This is a genomic window from Nocardioides silvaticus (genome assembly GCF_003160695.1).
GTDB classification, from domain to species: Bacteria; Actinomycetota; Actinomycetes; order Propionibacteriales; family Nocardioidaceae; genus Nocardioides; species Nocardioides silvaticus.
Map to the genome: position 1 here is coordinate 69,043 of NZ_QGDD01000004.1, position 17,988 is coordinate 87,030.

A 17,988-nucleotide genomic window follows, 5' to 3' on the forward strand; every position below is an offset into this window, starting at 1 on the left:
AGTCTTCTCCGATGCAGATGTCCAAGGATCACAGGCCGGTGAGGGCCAGCGAAGGAGTCTAGTCGCCGCTCTTGGCTGCGATGAATTCGAGAGCCTGCCGGTAGCCGTCGATGCCCTGCCCCGAGATCACCGTCGCGGCGTGCGGGGTGACCACCGAGGTGTGCCGGAAGACCTCCGGTCGCTGCGACGGCTCGGAGATGTGCACCTCGACCAGCGGCGCGGTCAGCTGCGCGCAGGCGTCCCAGATCGCGTAGGAGTAGTGGGTCCAGGCGGCCGCGTTGAGGACGACCGGCGTCGCGGTGTCGGCGGCGTCGTTGAGCCAGTCGAGCAGCTCGCCCTCGTGGTTGGTCTGCCGGACCTCGACCTCCAGCCCGGCCGCCTCGCCCCAGGCGCGGCACAGCTCGGCCAGCTCGTCGTGGGTCGTCGAGCCGTAGATCTCCGGCTGCCGGCGGCCGAGCCGCCCAAGGTTCGGGCCGTTCAGGACCAGCACCGGCCTCATGTCGCGTCCCCTCTCATCCGGTCGTACGACGCCCGCAGGTTGTCCTCGGACGGACCGGACAGCACGACCGGCCTGGCCAGCCCCTCGAGCACGACGAACCGCAACGTGTTGCCGCGTGCCTTCTTGTCGACCCGCATCGCGGCCAGCAGCTCGTCGAACCCGGCACCGGCGTAGGTCGTGGGCAGCCCGACCGCGGCGAACGCCCGTGCGTGCCGGGCCGCCGTCTCCCCGTCCAGGCGCCCCTCGAGCCGGGCCAGCTCGGCGACGTAGCAGCAGCCGATCGCCACGGCCTCGCCGTGCCGCATCGTGTAGCCCTCGGCGCGCTCGATCGCGTGCCCCATCGTGTGGCCGTAGTTGAGGACCTCGCGACCCGGGTGCCCCTCGCCACCCCCGGTCTCCTTCAGGTCGGCCACCACGACGTCGATCTTCACCCTGATCGCCCGCTCGACCAGCTCGGGGAGCACGGTGCCGTGCGGGTCGGTCGCCGCCCCGGGGTCGGCTTCGACGAGGTCGAGGATGACCGGGTCGGCGATGAACCCGCACTTCACGACCTCGCCCATGCCGGCGACCAGCTCCTCGCGCGGCAGCGTGAGGAGGGTGTCGAGGTCGACCAGCACGCCGGCCGGCTCGTGGAAGGAGCCGACCAGGTTCTTGCCGGCCGCGGTGTTGATGCCGGTCTTGCCGCCGACGGCCGCGTCGACCATGGCGAGCAGCGTGGTGGGCACGTGCACGACCCGCACACCGCGCAGCCAGGTCGCGGCGACGAAGCCGCCGAGGTCGGTGGTGGCGCCGCCGCCGAAGGTCACCACGGCGTCGGAACGGGTGAAGCCGGCCTCGCCGAGCGCGTCCCAGCACTGGAAGGCGACCTCGGCCGCCTTCGTGGACTCGCCGGACGGCAGACCGAGCGCGAGCACGTCGTACTCCGCCCGGAGGACGTCGAGCACCGGCTTGGCGAGCTCCTCGAGCTCGGCTGCATGGAGGAAGGCGACCCGCTGCACGTCCGCGCCCAGCAGGCCAGGCAGCCGGTCGGCGAGCCCGCGACCGACCACGACGTCGTACGGCGAGGCGCCACCGACGTGCAGCACGGTGTCCGTCATCGGTCCGCCTCGGTCGTCGAGTAGCCCGAGCCCCCAGGCGAGGGCGTATCGAGACGCCGCAACGCGTCCACCACCTCGCCCGCGACGTCCCCCGGGCTGAGCCCGTCGGTGTCGATCGTGATCCGCGCCAGGCTCTCGTAGACCGGCGTCCGCTCGTCGAGCAGCTGCTTCACCCGCGCGCGCACATTGCCGAGCAGCAGCGGTCGGCCCGCGCCCAGACCAACCCGCTTGACCGCGTCGGCCAGGCCGACGCGCAGGAAGACGACACGGTGCTCGGCGAGCAGTGCCCGGGTGTCGGCGTCCAGCACGGCACCGCCGCCGAGCGCGAGGACGCCCGAGTGCTCCGCGAGCATGTCCGCCACCGCCACCCGCTCGAGGTCGCGGAAGGCCGCCTCGCCGTCGTCGACGAAGATCTCGGACACCGGCTTGCCGGCACGCTCCTCGACCTCGTGGTCGCTGTCGGCGAAGGGCACGCCGAGGGCGTCGGACAGCAGCCGGCCGACCGTGGTCTTGCCGGCCCCCATGGTGCCGACGAGCACCGCGAGCGGACCGGTCACCGATACCTCAGTGACGCCAGGTAGCTCTCCGCGTTGCGCCGGGTCTCCTGCACGGAGTCGCCGCCGAACTTCTCGACCACGGCGTCCGCGAGGACCAGCGCCACCATCGCCTCGGCGACGATGCCGGCGGCCGGCACCGCGCACACGTCGGAGCGCTGGTGGTGCGCGACGGCCTCCTCGCCGGTCGTCACGTCGACGGTGCGGAGGGCCCGCGGCACGGTGGCGATCGGCTTCATCGCCGCCCGGACGCGGAGGACCTCGCCGGTCGTCATGCCGCCCTCGGTGCCGCCGGAGCGCCCGGACACCCGGCGCAGCCCCTCCTCGGTCGGCACGATCTCGTCGTGCGCGAGCGAGCCCGGCGTCGCCGCGAGCTCGAAGCCGTCACCGACCTCGACGCCCTTGATCGCCTGGATGCCCATCAGCGCACCGGCGAGCCGCGAGTCGAGCCGGCGGTCCCAGTGCACGTGCGACCCGAGGCCAGGCGGCAGGCCGTGCACGACGACCTCGACGACACCACCGAGCGTGTCGCCGTCCTTGTGGGCCTGGTCGATGCGCTCGACGATCAGCTTGGAGGTGTCGGGGTCGAGGCAGCGGACCGGGTCCTCGTCGAGACGTGCCACGTCGCCCGGCTCGGGCCAGAGCCCCGCTGGGGCGCGCACGCCACCGATCTCGATGACGTGGGAGACGACCCGTGCGCCGACCGCCTGCTCCAGGAAGTTGCTCGCCACCCGGCCGAGCGCCACCCGGGCGGCGGTCTCGCGGGCGGAGGCGCGCTCCAGCACCGGACGGGCGTCCTCGAAGTCGTACTTCTGCATGCCGGCCAGGTCTGCGTGCCCGGGCCGCGGGCGGGTCAGCGGCGCGTTGCGCGCCAGCCCGTCGAGGACCTCCTGGTCCACCGGGTCCGCTGACATCACCTGCTCCCACTTCGGCCACTCGGTGTTGCCGACCTCCAGCGCCACCGGACCGCCCTGCGTCCGCCCGTGCCGCACCCCGCCGACCAGCCGCACCGCGTCCGCCTCGAACTTCATCCGCGCACCGCGGCCGTAGCCGAGGCGCCGCCGGGCGAGCGAGTCGGAGATGTCGTCGGTCGTCACCTCGACGTGGGCCGGCAGGCCCTCGAGGATCGCGACCAGGGAGGGACCGTGCGACTCCCCCGCGGTCAGCCAGCGCAACATGGGTCACATCCTCCCATCCCGCGCCTGACCAGCCCGCGCGCGTCCCGGCGACCGGGCGAAGCGAGTCCCCGCCGCGGAGAGTTTGCGACGGGTCGGCGTCCTCTCCGCGTGAGTTTGCGACGGGTCGGCTAGCCGTACAACGCCGAGACCAACGGGTCTCCCGCGACGATGCCGAGCCACGCGCCGACCAGCAGGAAGGGTCCGAACGGGTAGGCCTTCTTGAGCACGGACCGGTCGCGCTTGACGAGGGCGAGCACGATCCCGCGGCCGGCGAAGACGAGAAACGCCGCGTAGAGGCCGGTGAGCAGCTCGCTGCCGCCGGCGTAGCCGAGGACACAACCGAGCAGGGCCGAGAGTCGGACGTCGCCGAAGCCCATGCCGGCCTGGCGGATGAACCAGAGCAGCCAGAAGACGGTGCGCACCACGATCAGGCCGATGAGCCCGCGCACGAAGTCGTCCGAGTCGCCGGTCGTCGCCCAGCGGGCACCGCCGTAGCCGAGCGCGACGAGGGTGGCAGGAAGCACGACGATCGAGGGCAGCAGCCGCGTGCGGTGGTCGACGATCCCCAGCAGCGTGCCCACGGGCACCAGCGCGAGGAGCAGCGGCAGCTGCCAGTCCGCTCCGACCGCGGCGCCGATGCCGGCGCCGGCGACCGCCGAGACGAGGGCAGCGAGCAGGCCCAGCCGGGGCCGGCCGCCGAGGTCGGCGTACAGCTCCTTCGGCGGCTCCTCCAGGCGCGCCTTCTGCGCGGCGGTGAGCTCGACCCCTTCCCCCGGCTCCGGGTCGGGCGGGGGCTCGGGCAGCACGCGGATGAGGTACGGCGTCAGCGCGCCGCCGATGCCGCAAGCGACGAACCCGACGATCGCGGGGACCAGGTGCTCGTTCACCGCGCCCGCTCCCGGAGCGCCGCCTCGCCGGCGGCCCGCATCTGCTCGAGCGGAGCGGCGACGCCGGTGAAGGCGGTGAACTGCAGGGCGGCCTGGTGCACGAGCAGGTCGAGGCCGCTCACCAGGGTGCCCGTCGCGGCGCGCGCCAGCGGCGTTGGCCACGGGTCGTAGACGACGTCGAACACCACCTCGGCGTGGCCGACCCGGGAGACCAGGCCCGGGGTCTGCGCCACGACGGGGACGGTGGAGACCACCACGTTCTCGGCATCGGAGAGCTCGACGGTGGCCAGGTCGAGCACCTTCACCCGCGGCCGGCTCGGGTGCCCGGCGATCGCGGCGACGGTGTCGGAGGCGCGGGAGGCGGTGCGGGCGGCGACCGCGATGCGCGTGGCGCCGAGGTCGGCGAGGGCGAGACCGGTCGATGCGGCGGTCGCACCGGCGCCGAGGATCAGCACGTCGCCGACCGCACCGGTGAACCGCTCGCGGATCGCGGCGACGGCGCCCGGCAGGTCGGTGTTGTCGGCGTGCACCTCTTCGCCGGTGAGGAGCAGGGTGTTGGCCGCCCCTGCGAGCCGCACCCGGTCGCTCACGACGTCGGCCAGGATCATGGCCTCCCGCTTGAGCGGGGCGGTGACCGAGAGCCCGCGCCACTCCGCGTCGAGACCGGACACGACGCCGACCAGGCCGCCCGCCGGGACCTGCACGGCGTCGTACTCCCAGTCGAGGCCGACGGCCGCGTAGCCGGCCCGGTGCAGGGCGGGCGACAGGGAGTGGGCGACCGGGTCGCCCAGGACGGCGCACCTCACGAGCAGACGGCGGGGTGGTCGTCGCACCAGTCCCGCAGCTCCTGCTGGTACTGCAGGAACTCGTCGTAGCTCTCCGCGAACTTCGTCTTGCCGGTGTTGAGGTTGACGGTCACGTAGTAGTACCAGTCGCCGTCGGCCGGCCGCAGCGCCGCGTCGATCGCCTCTTCGCCGGGGTTGCCGATCGGTCCCGGCGGCAGGCCGACGTTGGTGAAGGTGTTGTACGGCGAGCGCGTGTTCTCGCGCTCCTCCTGGGTCAGGCCGACGGTGAGCGGGCGTCCCAGGGCGTAGTCGACGGTGGCGTCGATCTGCAGCCGCCCGATCGTGCCGGCGGCGCCGACGTTCTCGATGCGGTTGTAGATGACGCGGGCGATCTTGGCCATGTCGCGCCCACGGCCCTCGGCCTGGAGGAGCGAGGCGACCGTCATGATCTCCGCCGGCGTGTAGCCGACCTCGGCCGCCGCCGCCTCGAGGTCGAGGTCGCTCGCAGCCTGCTCCCAGCGCTCGACCATGTCGCGCAGCAGGGAGGCCGGCGTGGTGTCCGGGGTGACGGGGTAGGTCGCCGGGAACAGGTAGCCCTCCGGGTTCCCCTTCGCCTGCTGCGGCAGGCCGAGCGCCTCGGTGTCCTCCAGCGCGCGACGCACTGCGGCCTTCTTGAAGTCGGTGCTCTCCGCGATCCGGTTCACGATGTCGACGGCGCGCAGGCCCTCGGGGATCGACACCGCCGACTGACTGATGTTGGAGGGGTCGGCCAGGATCTCGATCACGTCCGCGGCCTTCATCTCCTCCTTCAGGAGGTAGGTGCCCGCCTGGATGCCGCGGGTGTCGCCGAACTCGTCCGCGGCGTTCTCGAACGCCTCGACCGAGGCGACGACGCCGAGGTCCTCGAGCTCCTCGCCCATCGAGGAGATGCTCTGGCCGGGATCGATGACGAAGACGACCTCACCCTTGCCCGGGCCCGGGTAGTCCTCGGCGTCGGCGAACAGGTCCTCGAACCAGGGGCCCACGACGTACTTGTAGGCCCCGGCGATCAGCAGCGCGGCGACCGCGATGAACACCAGGATCGGCAGGCACCCCGAGAAACGCTTCTTGCTGCGCCGCCGGCCGGGCTGGGGCGGGGCTTCGTCTGCCAGGACGAACGGGTCACTCATGCGTCTCCTCGACGTCGTCCCCGGAGGTGTCGGTGACTCCCACCGTCACCACCTCCCCGGGTGCGTTGCCTGTCGCCCGCTCCGTGTCGAGAGCGTGCTGCAGGATCACGACGGCCGCGACCTGGTCGACCACGGCGCGCCGCTGCTGTCCCTTGCGTTGATCGCGGAGCATAGCCTCCGCCGTCACCGTGGTGAGCCGCTCATCGACGAGCCGCACCGGCACCGGCGCGATCCGCTCTGCGAGCCGCTGGGCGAACTCGCGGGTCTTCACGGCCGCCGGACCCTCCTCGCCTGACAGCGAGCGCGGCAGCCCGACGACCACCTCGAGGGTCTCCTCGGCGAGCACCAGCTGTCGCAGCCGGCGCAGGTCGCCGCGGCCCCGGCGCACGGTCTCGACCGGCGTCGCGAGCATCCCCGACGGGTCGCACCGGGCGACCCCGATCCGGGCGTCGCCCGGATCCACCCCGAGACGGATCCCGCGCCTCACCCGGCCGACTCGGCGACCGCCGCGGTCACGGCCGCGAGCGCCTCGTCGACGCGGGTCGCGTCGGAGCCGCCGCCCTGCGCGACGTCGTCCTTGCCGCCACCGCGGCCGTCGATGTACGGCGCGACGGCCCGGACCAGCGCGTTGGCCGAGATTCCTCGCTCATTTGCTGCGGCGTTCACCGCCGCAACCACGGAGATCTTCCCGTCCTGCACCCCGATGATCACGACAACACCAGGACGATCAGCCACCAATCGCGCCCGCACATCGAGACACAAAGTACGGACGTCACCACCCCCGGCACCGTCGACCCGGTGGGCCACCACCCGCACCCCACCGACGTCGGCCGCTCCGGCCGCCAGGTCGCCCGCCGCGGCGAGCAGCTGGCCGAGCCTGACCTTCTCGATCTCCTTCTCCGACTGCTTGAGGCGGTCGACGAGGTCGCTGACCCGCCCCACGATGTCGTCGGGCTGGGCCTTCAGCAGTGTCGAGAGCTGCGCGACGACGTCACGCTCCCTCGCCAGGTAGGCGAAGCCCTCCACACCGGTCAGCGCCTCGATCCGACGGTTGCCGGAGCCCACGCTCGACTCCCCCGTCACCACGACCGTCCCGATCTGGCTGGAGTGGTCGACGTGGGTGCCCCCGCAGAGCTCGCGCGACCACGGGCCCCCGATCTCGACGACCCGCACCTTCTGGTCGTCGTAGGTCTCCCCGAAGAGAGCGAGCGCTCCCCAGTCCTTGGCCTCGGACAGGGTCATGTAGTCCCACGAGACCGGGAGGTCCGCGCGGAGCGCGTTGTTGGACACGAGCTCGATCTGGTGGAGCTGTTCGGGGGTCAGCGAGGACAGCCAGCCGAAGTCGAGTCGGAGGTAGCCGGGCCGGTTGTAGGAGCCGGACTGGAGCGCGCTCGGACCGAGCACCTCGCGGAGCGCGGCATGCACGACGTGGGTGCCGGAGTGGGCCTGGCGGGCACCGGTGCGCCACTCGGGGTCGACCTGCGCGTGGAGGACGGCTCCTCCGGTGGCCGAGCCTGTCGAGACCAGCTCGCCGTCGACCACGCGGACCTGGTGGACCACCAACCCGCGCACCGGCCGCTGGACGTCGAGCACCTCCAGCCGACCCCCGTCGAACTCGATGATGCCGGCGTCGGCGACCTGACCGCCTGACTCGGCGTAGAACGGGGTGCGGTCGAGCACGAGCTCGCCGATCTCCCCGTTGGCGAGCGAGGAGACCGCCGCACCCTCCTTGAGGAGGGCCAGCGGTCGGGACTCGGTCTCGAGCGTCTCGTAGGCGAGCCACTCGGTCGGCCCGTTGGCGTCGAGGATCCCGCGATAGACCGACGTGTCGGCGTGCTGCCCCTTCTTCGCCCGCGCGTCGGCCTTCGCGCGCTCACGCTGCTCCGCCATGAGCTGACGGAAGCCGTCTTCGTCGACGGTCAGACCAGCCTCGGAGGCCATCTCCAGGGTGAGGTCGATCGGGAAGCCGTAGGTGTCGTGCAGCGCGAACGCCTTGTCGCCCGGCAGCACCGTGCGCTGCTGCTCCTTCACCTCGGTCGCGGCGAGGTCGAAGATCTGGGTGCCCGCCTGGAGCGTCTTGCGGAACACCTCCTCCTCGGCGAAGGCGACCCGAGCGATGCGGTCCCAGTCGGCGTGCAGGTCGGTGTAGGTCTCGCCCATCTTGTCGCGGCTGACGGGCAGCAGCTCGGGCAGGCACGGGTCCTCGTAGCCGAGCAGGCGCATCGAGCGCACCGCGCGCCGCAGCAGGCGGCGCAGGACGTAGCCACGGGCCTCGTTGCCGGGCGTCACGCCGTCGGCGATCAGCATCATCGAGCTGCGCACGTGGTCCGCGACGACGCGGAACCGGACGTCGTCACCGTGGTCGGCGCCGTACCGGCGCCCGGTGAGCTCCTGCGCCTTCTCGATGACGGGGAACATGACGTCGATCTCGTACATGTTCTCCTTGCCCTGGAGCAGGAAGGCGACGCGCTCGAGGCCCATGCCGGTGTCGATGTTCTTCTTCGGCAGGGACCCCGCGATGTCGAAGTCCTCCTTGCTGCGGACGGCCGAGAGCTCGTCCTGCATGAAGACCAGGTTCCAGAACTCCAGATAGCGGTCCTCCGCGGAGAAGTCGCCGTCGGCGCCGTACGCCGGTCCCCGGTCGATGAGGATCTCCGAGCAGGGCCCGCCGGGCCCGGGCACGCCCATGGACCAGTAGTTCTCCTTCGGCCCGAGCCGGGCGATCCGGTCGTCGGGAAGGCCGGTGACCTTCTTCCAGAGGTGCAGCGCCTCGTCGTCGCCGTCGAGGATCGACGGGTACAGCTTGTCCTCCGCGAACCCCCAGCCACCGTCGGCGACCGGCTTGGTGACCAGGTCCCAGGCCAGCTCGATGGCGCCTTCCTTGAAGTAGTCGCCGAAGGAGAAGTTGCCGCACATCTCGAAGAAGGTGCCGTGGCGCGTGGTCTTGCCGACCTCCTCGATGTCCGGTGTCCGGATGCACTTCTGGACGCTCGTGGCGCGGTCGTACGGCGGCGTCTCCTGCCCCAGGAAGTAGGGCTTGAACGGGACCATTCCGGCGTTGACGAACAACAGGTTGGGATCGTCGAGCAGCAGCGACGCCGACGGCACCACGCTGTGCCCGGCCGCCTCGAAGTGCGCCAGGAACCGAGCGCGGATCTCCGCTGTGCTGATGCCGCCGTCGGTGGCTCCCATTTAGTCCTTGCCTCTTTCGGTGTCGGGTCCGTCGATCGCTGGGTGGGCTCCGGAGGTTAGCTCCCGGCGCCGCGCCGCGGCGATCTGATATCGCTGGCGGAGGTCGGTCTCGGAGTCGGCCATCCCCTGGTGGAACTCCTCGCGGAACAGCCGCGCGCCCACGGACGCGGCACTCGCGCGGTCGCGCAGGCCGTCGGCCGTGAACACCTCGGCCGCCCGCCGGGCCTTCACCATGCCGTAGACGCCGGCGGCCGCACCGGCCGCGAACCAGAAGCCGCGTCTCACCCGCGGGCCCTCATCCGGCCACGTCCGACGCGGAGAACGCGGCGCGCTGGCGCGCCTCCCACTCCCGCCGGGCCTGCTTCATGTCGGTCTTGCGCTGCTTGCGTGAGCGCTTCACCTCGCGCTTCATCTCGAACCGGATCCGGCTGCGCACCTCGGGGGCGAGCGCCCGCCGGAGGCCGGCGGCGATCGACGCCGTGCGGATCAGGCTCTCCCGCAGCAGGATGTCGACGAACTGCGGCCCGGGCACCGTGGGCACCATCGCGAGCGGACCGGTGGGCCGCCGCTCCCCGAGCGCTGTGATCGTGTACTCGTGGTCGTCGACGATGGTGAGATCGGCCAGCCGCAGCGTCCGCCGGGCCTCCTCGAGCTGCTCGGCGTCGGCGACGAGCCGGGCCTGGAGCGTGTTCAGCTCCTCGCGCAGCGCGTCGACGTCGGCCGCGGCGCTCGCGAGCACCTCCTCGCTGTGCACGCGGGTCCGCCGGACCCGGACTGCGAGCCACCCGACGACGACCGCCAGACCGAGCAGGAGGAGCACGTCGAGCACGGCCAACCAGCCGGGGACCTCCAGCGCGCTCGTCATGGGACGCAAGCCTATCGGTGCGTCTCAGCCGCCCTGACCGCGGATGATCCGCCGCACCCGCTCCCACCGCTGCTTGACGGCCGCCTCCGCCCCGAGCTCCGTGGGCTGGTAGTACTCGGCGTCGAGGACGACGTCGGGGGCGTACTGCTGCTCGGCGACGCCGAACGGCTCGTCGTGGGAGTACTTGTAGGTCGCGCCGTGGCCCAGCTTCTTCGCGCCCGGGTAGTGCGCGTCGCGCAGGTGCGGGGGCACGGTGCCGATCTTCCCCGCCCGCACGTCGCCGATCGCGGCGCCGATCGCGGTCGTGACGGCGTTCGACTTCGGCGCGACCGCCAGCGCGATCGTCGCGTGCGCCAGCGTCAGCTGCGCCTCGGGCATGCCGATCAGCTGCACCGTCTGCGCCGCCGCGACCGCGGTGGGCAACGCCATCGGGTCGGCCAGCCCGATGTCCTCGCTGGCCAGGATCATCAGGCGGCGCGCGATGAACCGCGGGTCCTCCCCCGCCTCGATCATCCGGGCGAGGTAGTGCAGCGCGGCGTCGGCGTCGGAGCCCCGCACCGACTTGATGAAGGCGCTGATCACGTCGTAGTGCTGGTCGCCGTCCCGGTCGTAGCGCACGGCGGCCTGGTCGGCGGCCGCCTCTGCCGCCTCCAGGGTGATGCTCCCGCCCTGGCCGCCGGTCGAGCTCGTCGAGACCGCACCGGCGGCGGCCTCCAGGTAGGTGAGCGCGCGGCGGGCGTCGCCGCCGGCCAGCCGGACGATGTGGTCGAGCGCGTCCGGCTCGACGTCGTACTCCCCCGCCAGGCCGCGCTCGTCGATCACCGCTCGCTCCAGCAGCACCCGGACGTCCTCGTCGGTCAGCGACTCCAGGCGCAGCAGCAGGCTGCGCGAGAGCAGCGGGGAGATCACGCTGAACGACGGGTTCTCGGTGGTGGCCGCGACCAGCGTCACCCAACGGTTCTCCACCCCCGGCAGCAGCGCGTCCTGCTGGGCCTTGCTGAACCGGTGCACCTCGTCGACGAACAGCACCGTCTCGCGGCCCGCGCCGACCAGGGTGGCCCGCGCCGCCTCGATGGCCGCGCGGACCTCCTTCACCCCTGCCGAGACCGCGGAGATCTCGACGAACCGGCGACCGGTCTGCCGGCTCAGGATCGACGCGATCGTCGTCTTGCCGGTGCCGGGCGGGCCCCACAGCAGCAGCGACATCGCCTTGTCGCCCTCGACCAGCTGGCGCAGCGGGGAGCCGGGAGCTCGGAGCTGCGGCTGCCCGACCAGCTCGTCGAGGTCCCGCGGCCGCATGCGTACGGCGAGCGGGGCCGCCGCGTGCGCGGCGTGGCTCAGCGACCCTCCGCCGGAGGGTGCCGGGGCCGCCCCGGGGGCGTCGAACAGCGCGTCGTCGGGCACGGTGCCATCCTGCCTGGTGCCGGGGACGGCCCTCACGGGTGCCTGGGACTCAGGCGCGCCCGATCGTCTTCCCGTCCAGGTCGAACCAGGTGTCGGCGTAGCCGGGCTGCTCGACCAGGTCCGTCGCCGGGCTGGCGCCGGGGTCGGGCTGGCCGGAGGCGTCGACGCCGAGCAGCCGGGCCGTCAGCGGCTCCCGCGGGTGCTCGCCGAGGCGGCCCGGGAAGTGGCAGGCGACCTTGTGGCGCTTGCCGATCTGCAGCAGCGGCGGCTCGTGCCGGGCGCAGATCTCCTGGGCGATCGGGCAGCGGGTGCGGAACCGGCACCCCGAAGGCGGGTCGATCGGGCTCGGCACGTCACCGGTCAGCCGGATCCGCTCGCGCCGGCCGCCGGTGGCCGCCTGCTTGACGTCGGGCACCGCCGAGAGCAGCGCCTGCGTGTAGGGGTGGTGGGCGTTGGCGTAGATGCTCTCGCGGTCGCCGATCTCGACGATCTTGCCGAGGTACATCACCGCGACCTCGGGGCAGAAGTGCCGCACCACGGCGAGGTCGTGCGCGATGAACAGGAACGCGATGTCGAACTCGCGCTGCAGGTCCTGCAGCAGGTTGATGACCTGGGCCTGGATCGACACGTCCAGCGCGGAGACCGGCTCGTCGGCGACCATCAGCTTCGGCTGGAGCGCGAGCGCGCGGGCGATCCCGATCCGCTGACGCTGTCCGCCGGAGAACTCGTTCGGATAGCGGTTGTAGTGCTCGGGGTTGAGGCCGACTACCTCGAGCAGCTCCTGCACCCGGGACAGCGTCTTGTTCTTCGGCACCACGTCGTGCACGCGCAGCGGAGCGCCGACGATCGAGCCCACGGTGTGCCGCGGGTTCAGCGAGCTGTAGGGGTCCTGGAAGATCATCTGGACGTCGCGCCGCAGCGGCTTCATCTCGCGGTTGGAGATCGACGCGAGGTCGTGACCCTCGAACGTCATCGACCCGCCGGTCGGCTTGTAGAGCCGGGTGATCAGCTGGCCGGTGGTCGACTTGCCACACCCGGACTCGCCGACCAGGCCGAGGGCACCGCCCTTGGGAACGACGAACGAGACGCCGTCGACGGCCTGCACGTGGCCGACCGTCCGCCGCATCAAGGACGTCTTGATCGGGAAGTACATCCGGAGGTTCTCGACGGTGAGGACCGGCGGCGCCGAGGTGTCGAGCTCGTTGGCCGAGTGGGTGTGCTTGACCAGCTCCTCGAACGACTCCCGCTCCTCGCCGGGCTCCACGATCGTGGCGTCCTCGGTCATCGCTTCTCCTCCACCATCTCCGGTGCGATCTCCGGCAGGACCTCCGCGGCGAACACCGCTTCGGGGTCGGCCAGGTGACAGCGCTTCAGGTGGCCCTCGCCGTGGACGGCCGGCAGCAGCTCGGGCAGCTCGGTCCGGCACAGGTCGCCGGGGACCTTCTCGCGGTGCGCGCACCGCGGGTGGAACGGGCACCCGGACGGCGGGTCGAGCAGGCTCGGCGGGGCGCCGGGGATGGGGATCATCCGCGCGTTGGTGTCGGCGGCGACGTCCGGCACGCTCGAGAGCAGGCCCCAGGTGTAGGGCATCTCCGGACGTGTCAGCACCTCCTTGGCCGAGCCGTACTCGACGGCGCGGCCGGCATACATGACCAGCACGTCGTCGGCCATCTCTGCGACCACGCCGAGGTCGTGGGTGATGATGATGATCGCGGAGTTGAACTCCTGCTGGAGGTCCTGCAGGAGGTCGAGGATCTGCGCCTGCACCGTCACGTCCAGGGCCGTTGTCGGCTCGTCGGCGATCAGCAGCGAGGGGTCGTTGATGAGGCCCATCGCGATCATCGCGCGCTGCCGCATCCCGCCGGAGAACTGGTGCGGGTACTGATCGATCCGCTTGTCCGGCTGCGGGATCCCGACACGCTCGAGCATCTCGAGGGCGCGACTCCGCGCTTCCTTCTTGGTGGCCTTCGGGTGGTGGGTCCGGTACGCCTCGGCGAGCTGCGCGCCGATCTTGTAGAAGGGGTGCAGCGAGGCCAGAGCGTCCTGGAAGATCATCGCGACCGCGTTGCCACGCAGCTCGCGCATGCGGCCCTCGGACAGGCCGACGACCTCGGTGCCGGCCACCTTGATGGAGCCGGAGATCTGCGCCGAGCGGCGGTCGTGGAGACCGAGCACGGCCATGCTGGACACAGACTTCCCGGACCCGGACTCGCCGACGATGCCGAGAGTCTTGCCGAGCTCGACCTGGTAGGAGAGCCCGGTGACCGCCTGGACGAGACCGTCAGCCGTCGGGAACCGGACGGTGAGGTCGTCGACGACCAGGTAGGGGTCCCCGGACGTGGGGGCGGTGCTCACGCAAGCCTCACTCTCGGATCGAGGATGCTGTAGACGATGTCGACGATGATGTTCATGACGACGACGGAGACGGCCAGGACCAGGGTGGTCGCCTGGACGACCGGCAGGTCCTTGATGTTGACGGCGTCGATGCCCCACTTCCCGATGCCCTCCAGGGAGAAGATCTTCTCCGTGAAGACGGTGCCGGACAGGAGGAACGCGACGTCGAGGCCGAAGATCGTGATCACCGGCACCAGCGCCGACCTGAGGGCGTGCTTCGTCACGACCGTTCTCATGCGCAGGCCCTTGGCCCGCGCTGTTCGCACGTAGTCCTCGCCGAGGGCTTCCACCATCGATCCCCGGGAGTAGCGGGTGTAGGCGGTGGCGCCGTACAGCCCCATCACCAACCACACCAGCAACAGTCCTGAGAACCAGGCGAGTGGATCGTCGAGGAACGGGACGTACTTGGCCTCGGGGAAGACCGAGGTGCTCAACGTCAGGATGAGGAAGCTCAGCAGAGCGACCAGGTAGTACGGGATGGAGCTGAAGACCAGGGTCGAGGCCACCAACGCCTTGTCGGCGACCGAGCCTCTTCGTCTGGCCGCGAGCACACCGACGGTCACGCCGATGAGCAGGTAGAGGGCCGACGCCCCGACGGCGAGGCTGACGGTGACGGGGAACCGCTCCTTGAACTGGTCGGTGACCAGGCTCTTGTCGCGGTAGGAGATGCCGAGGCACGGAGCAGGGCAGTCGTACTCACTGGTGCCGTGGATGATGGTGCGGTCGGCGACCAGGCCCTTGGCCCACTTGCCGTACTCCTCGTAGATGGGATTGCTGTACCCGAGCCGGTCCTCGAACTCGACGAGCTTCGCCGGGGTGCACCGGTTGTTGGTGTCGCGTCGGCACAGCTCGAGAGCCGGGCTCTTCGGGCCGTACCAGAAGAGCGCGTAGATCATGACCGAGACGAGCACCACGATCAGCGAACCCGAGAGGATCCGCTTGACGAGGAACGAGAACATGGAGGATCCCTCCGTAGCCAGGGCTTGCGGACTCCCAGGTCCGGGTGACGAGTGCCACCCGGACCTGGGAGGTGAAACGCAACTACCGGATCAGGCCGAGCTCACTGCTCGACGTAGATCGTGCGGTAGTCAGGAGCGCCACCAACGGAGGTGTCGTTGGCGAAGCCACCGATCTGCGAGCCGAAGCCGAAGATGTTCTGGTAGTAGCCGGTGTTGATCACGGGCTGGTAGTCCGTCATCACCGTCTGCTCCAGCTCACCCCACGCTGCGGCCTGCTCGTCGACCGGGAGCTGGCGGATGCGCTCCATCTCGTCGTCCACCGAGGCCTCGGAGAACTGGCCGGTGTTGTAGGCGGCACCGGTCTCGACGATCGGCGGCAGGAAGGTCGCAGCCGACGGCCAGTCCTGGCACCAGGCCGTACCGAGAAGGTTGATCTTCTTGTACAGCTTGTTGTCCGGGTCCGTCCACACGTCGTACAGGCTGCCCGCCGTGTAGGGGTACTTCTGGACCGCGAAGCCGCCCTCCTCGTAACCACGCTGACGCTGCTCGGCAGCGGCCTCGCCCTCGGGCGTCGACGCGTCGTAGACGAAGGAGACCTCGTACTCGCCGGGCTCGAAGCCGGCCTCGGCCAGCAGCTCCTTCGACTTCTCCGGGTCGAACGTGATCGGAGCGTCGTCGAAGGGACCGTTCCAGACCTCGCGACCGGCCATGCCCGGGGGCAGGAGCCCGAAGCCGAGCTCCTCGTCGGTCACACCATTGGCGCGGGTGACACCGGACAGCTCGCCGCCGGCGGACCAGATGTTCTCGTAGTCGTAGGCGTAGGCGAGGGCCTGGCGGACCTCCAGCTCGGGAACCTTGGTGTAGTTCGGCATCACGAAGCTCGTGCAGGGCTGCGGGCCGACGAGGACCTGGTCCTGCAGACCCTCGCTCTGGGCCTTGTTGTAGTCGGTGCCCTGGAGGGCGGTGACCACGGTAGTCGAGCCGGCGTCGCTGAAGACGGTCTCGGCGGCGACCTGCGGGTTCACGTCGAACTTGAAGGTGTACTTGTCGACGAGCTGCCGGCGGGCCGGGTCGGTCTCCGGGTCCCACTGGTCGTTCGGCACCAGGACGAGCTCCTGGTTCGGGACGAACTTCTCGACCTTGTACGGGCCGGTCGAGAGGGCGTTCAGCCGGTAGTCGTTGATCTCCGCGTCGAGCGGGACCGGGCCGATGGCCGGGAAGATGGAGTAGTAGTCCATCTCCGGGAACGGCTTGCCGAACTTCATGATGATGTCGTTGCCCTCGGTGGTGACGGCCGGGAAGTCCTCACCGTCGGTGTAGGGACCGTTGTAGTCCGCGCCACCGTCGAAGTAGGGCTTCGAGTACGCCGTGCCGGGGCCGGTCGCGAACGCGTCGGCGTCGAACGACCGCTTGATGCCGAAGGCGACCTCCTCAGCGGTGACCGGCTCGCCGGTCTCCCACTTGATGCCGTCCTTCAGCGTGAAGCGCCACTCGGTGAAGTCCTCGTTGGGGGTGCCGAGGTCGGTGGCCAGGTCGGGCACCAGCTCGTACTCGCCGGCGTCGTTCTGACGGAACGTGGTCAGCGAACGGAGGACAAGGTCCTGGAGGATGCCGTTGTCGGTCACCGACCAGAGGCTGGCGGGGTCCAGGCTGTCGATGCCGTCGTCGGGGTCCGGCGCGAGGACGGTGATCTCGCCACCCTCGGTCGCGCCCTCGATCTCAGGGGCGGGTCCGACGGCCTCGGGGTTCTTGCCACCCGAGCTGGTGTCGCCCGACGTGAAGCCCTGGTCGCCGCCCTCGTCGTCATCGCCGCCGCCGCCGCAAGCGGCCAACGTCAGCGTCAACGCCGCGGCACTCACGCCAGCGGCAAACGCCTTGGTGCGTTTCATGTGTCCAGCCTTTCTTCCATTTGTTCGTTGACCGATGCACGGGTGCAGGGGTCGACGTCTGATTTCCCTACCGTCGTGTCTTCGGGTCGAACGCGTCCCGGATGGCGTCGCCCAGCAGGTTCAGGGCGACGACGAGGACGGCGATCCCGACGACCGGGGCGAGGAGGAACTGCGGGTACTGCTCCCACCACGGGGTCGCCTGCTCGATCGTGCGACCCCAGGACTCGCGTCCGATGATGCCGATGCCCAGGTAGGACAGACCGGCCTCCGCCGACACGTAGGCCGGAAGTCCGAGCGAGAACGAGATGATGATGGGGGCGATCAGGTTGGGGAGCATCTCCCTGACCAGGATGCGCCGGGTGGGCACGCCGATGACCCGCGCGGCCTTGACGAACTCGCGCTCGCGCAATGCGAGGACCTCGCCGCGCACGAGGCGGGCGACGGTCATCCAGCCGAAGATCGTCAGGATCGCCACCAGCGCCCAGAAGCTCACGTCTCGCAGCTTCTCCGGCTCCGTCGCCCACCGGTCGTTGATGATCGGCGCCAGCGCCAGCGCGCCGACCAGGAACGGGAAGGTGAGGAACAGGTCGATCATGAACGAGATGATCGAGTCGACGATGCCGCCGAGGAAGCCGGCCAGCAGTCCGAGGGCGACCCCGATCGTCGTCGAGAGCACGGCGGCCATCGTCGCCAGGAACAGCGACGTCTGGCAGCCCTTCGTCCACACCGCGAAGTTGTCGGTGCCGTCGCCCGGGGCGACGCCGAACGGGTGCTCGGGGTCGAAACCGTGGTTCGGCGGGCCGTCGAGCGGCAGCAGCGTCACCAGGTTGACCCGCTCGCTGGCGCGGACGACCTCGGTGTTGACGCCCACGAGGGAGTTGATCTGGTCGGCGAACAGCGCGATCACGGCGAAGAGCAACACGATCGCGAAGCAGATGACGGCGATCGGGTCCTTGCGGAGCCGGTCGAAGGCGATCCGGGTCGGGGACCGGCCGGCGATCTTCTTGCGGGCCTCCGGTTCGAGCGATGCATCGGCGGTCTCGTCGTGGACCGCAATGTCACCAGCCGGCAACGCCATCCGATTCCTCCGCAACCCCGCTCGCCGAGGCATCTCGG

17 protein-coding genes are annotated in these 17,988 nt (G+C 70.8%); all 17 read right to left on the reverse strand.

The features are described from left to right. Positions 1 to 58 precede the first annotated feature (58 nt). Positions 59 to 499, reverse strand: coding sequence for a type II 3-dehydroquinate dehydratase (locus DJ010_RS10295; protein WP_109693599.1), 441 nt, complete (start codon positions 497 to 499; stop codon positions 59 to 61). Then, positions 496 to 1,596, reverse strand: coding sequence for a 3-dehydroquinate synthase (aroB, locus tag DJ010_RS10300; RefSeq protein ID WP_109693600.1), 1,101 nt, complete (start codon positions 1,594 to 1,596; stop codon positions 496 to 498). Before aroB ends, DJ010_RS10295 begins: the two co-directional genes overlap by 4 nt. Beyond that, the gene (locus DJ010_RS10305) at positions 1,593 to 2,153 is read right to left on the reverse strand and encodes a shikimate kinase (RefSeq protein WP_245927424.1); all 561 of its coding nucleotides are present in this window, start codon (positions 2,151 to 2,153) and stop codon (positions 1,593 to 1,595) included. The genes aroB and DJ010_RS10305 overlap by 4 nt, the downstream gene beginning before the upstream one ends. Further along, positions 2,150 to 3,328, reverse strand: coding sequence for a chorismate synthase (aroC, locus tag DJ010_RS10310; RefSeq protein ID WP_109693601.1), 1,179 nt, complete (start codon positions 3,326 to 3,328; stop codon positions 2,150 to 2,152). Before aroC ends, DJ010_RS10305 begins: the two co-directional genes overlap by 4 nt. A gap of 128 nt (positions 3,329 to 3,456) precedes the next feature. Further along, positions 3,457 to 4,215 (reverse strand): prepilin peptidase, encoded by a 759-nt coding sequence (locus DJ010_RS10315; protein WP_109693602.1) that lies wholly within the window; start codon positions 4,213 to 4,215, stop codon positions 3,457 to 3,459. After that, positions 4,212 to 5,021, reverse strand: coding sequence for a shikimate dehydrogenase (locus DJ010_RS10320; RefSeq protein ID WP_109693603.1), 810 nt, complete (start codon positions 5,019 to 5,021; stop codon positions 4,212 to 4,214). The genes DJ010_RS10315 and DJ010_RS10320 overlap by 4 nt, the downstream gene beginning before the upstream one ends. Next, the gene (mltG, locus tag DJ010_RS10325; protein ID WP_109693604.1) at positions 5,018 to 6,169 is read right to left on the reverse strand and encodes an endolytic transglycosylase MltG; all 1,152 of its coding nucleotides are present in this window, start codon (positions 6,167 to 6,169) and stop codon (positions 5,018 to 5,020) included. Before mltG ends, DJ010_RS10320 begins: the two co-directional genes overlap by 4 nt. Beyond that, positions 6,162 to 6,656, reverse strand: coding sequence for a Holliday junction resolvase RuvX (gene ruvX, locus DJ010_RS10330; RefSeq protein WP_109693605.1), 495 nt, complete (start codon positions 6,654 to 6,656; stop codon positions 6,162 to 6,164). The genes mltG and ruvX overlap by 8 nt, the downstream gene beginning before the upstream one ends. Beyond that, entirely contained in the window at positions 6,653 to 9,361 is a 2,709-nt protein-coding gene (gene alaS, locus DJ010_RS10335) for an alanine--tRNA ligase (protein ID WP_245927426.1), read from the reverse strand. The genes ruvX and alaS overlap by 4 nt, the downstream gene beginning before the upstream one ends. After that, a complete protein-coding gene (locus DJ010_RS10340) occupies positions 9,362 to 9,646 on the reverse strand; it encodes a DUF6167 family protein (protein WP_109693606.1) in 285 nt (94 codons plus the stop codon). Between the two features lie 10 nt (positions 9,647 to 9,656). Then, the gene (locus DJ010_RS10345; protein ID WP_109693607.1) at positions 9,657 to 10,226 is read right to left on the reverse strand and encodes a hypothetical protein; all 570 of its coding nucleotides are present in this window, start codon (positions 10,224 to 10,226) and stop codon (positions 9,657 to 9,659) included. Between the two features lie 24 nt (positions 10,227 to 10,250). Next, positions 10,251 to 11,630, reverse strand: a complete 1,380-nt coding sequence (locus DJ010_RS10350) for a replication-associated recombination protein A (protein ID WP_211318737.1) — start codon at positions 11,628 to 11,630, stop codon at positions 10,251 to 10,253. Between the two features lie 49 nt (positions 11,631 to 11,679). Further along, the gene (locus DJ010_RS10355) at positions 11,680 to 12,783 is read right to left on the reverse strand and encodes an ABC transporter ATP-binding protein (protein ID WP_245927462.1); all 1,104 of its coding nucleotides are present in this window, start codon (positions 12,781 to 12,783) and stop codon (positions 11,680 to 11,682) included. Between the two features lie 128 nt (positions 12,784 to 12,911). Then, positions 12,912 to 13,985 (reverse strand): ABC transporter ATP-binding protein, encoded by a 1,074-nt coding sequence (locus DJ010_RS10360; RefSeq protein WP_109693609.1) that lies wholly within the window; start codon positions 13,983 to 13,985, stop codon positions 12,912 to 12,914. Then, positions 13,982 to 14,983 (reverse strand): ABC transporter permease, encoded by a 1,002-nt coding sequence (locus tag DJ010_RS10365; protein ID WP_109693610.1) that lies wholly within the window; start codon positions 14,981 to 14,983, stop codon positions 13,982 to 13,984. Before DJ010_RS10365 ends, DJ010_RS10360 begins: the two co-directional genes overlap by 4 nt. A gap of 101 nt (positions 14,984 to 15,084) precedes the next feature. Further along, positions 15,085 to 16,872 (reverse strand): ABC transporter substrate-binding protein, encoded by a 1,788-nt coding sequence (locus tag DJ010_RS10370; RefSeq protein WP_109693611.1) that lies wholly within the window; start codon positions 16,870 to 16,872, stop codon positions 15,085 to 15,087. Positions 16,873 to 16,939: 67 nt separating this feature from the next. Continuing rightward, positions 16,940 to 17,950, reverse strand: coding sequence for an ABC transporter permease (locus DJ010_RS10375; RefSeq protein WP_109693612.1), 1,011 nt, complete (start codon positions 17,948 to 17,950; stop codon positions 16,940 to 16,942). Between the last annotated feature and the right edge of the window lie 38 nt (positions 17,951 to 17,988).

Bases quoted from the DNA above. Each gene is read 5' to 3' on its own strand.
- alaS (WP_245927426.1), bottom strand. From the start codon at position 9,361: ATGGGAGCCACCGACGGCGGCATCAGCACAGCGGAGATCCGCGCTCGG.
- aroB (WP_109693600.1), bottom strand. From the start codon at position 1,596: ATGACGGACACCGTGCTGCACGTCGGTGGCGCCTCGCCGTACGACGTC.
- DJ010_RS10345 (WP_109693607.1), bottom strand. From the start codon at position 10,226: ATGACGAGCGCGCTGGAGGTCCCCGGCTGGTTGGCCGTGCTCGACGTG.
- DJ010_RS10295 (WP_109693599.1), bottom strand. From the start codon at position 499: ATGAGGCCGGTGCTGGTCCTGAACGGCCCGAACCTTGGGCGGCTCGGC.
- mltG (WP_109693604.1), bottom strand. From the start codon at position 6,169: ATGAGTGACCCGTTCGTCCTGGCAGACGAAGCCCCGCCCCAGCCCGGC.
- DJ010_RS10370 (WP_109693611.1), bottom strand. From the start codon at position 16,872: ATGAAACGCACCAAGGCGTTTGCCGCTGGCGTGAGTGCCGCGGCGTTG.
- aroC (WP_109693601.1), bottom strand. From the start codon at position 3,328: ATGTTGCGCTGGCTGACCGCGGGGGAGTCGCACGGTCCCTCCCTGGTC.
- DJ010_RS10375 (WP_109693612.1), bottom strand. From the start codon at position 17,950: ATGGCGTTGCCGGCTGGTGACATTGCGGTCCACGACGAGACCGCCGAT.
- DJ010_RS10365 (WP_109693610.1), bottom strand. From the start codon at position 14,983: ATGTTCTCGTTCCTCGTCAAGCGGATCCTCTCGGGTTCGCTGATCGTG.
- DJ010_RS10355 (WP_245927462.1), bottom strand. From the start codon at position 12,783: ATGTACTTCCCGATCAAGACGTCCTTGATGCGGCGGACGGTCGGCCAC.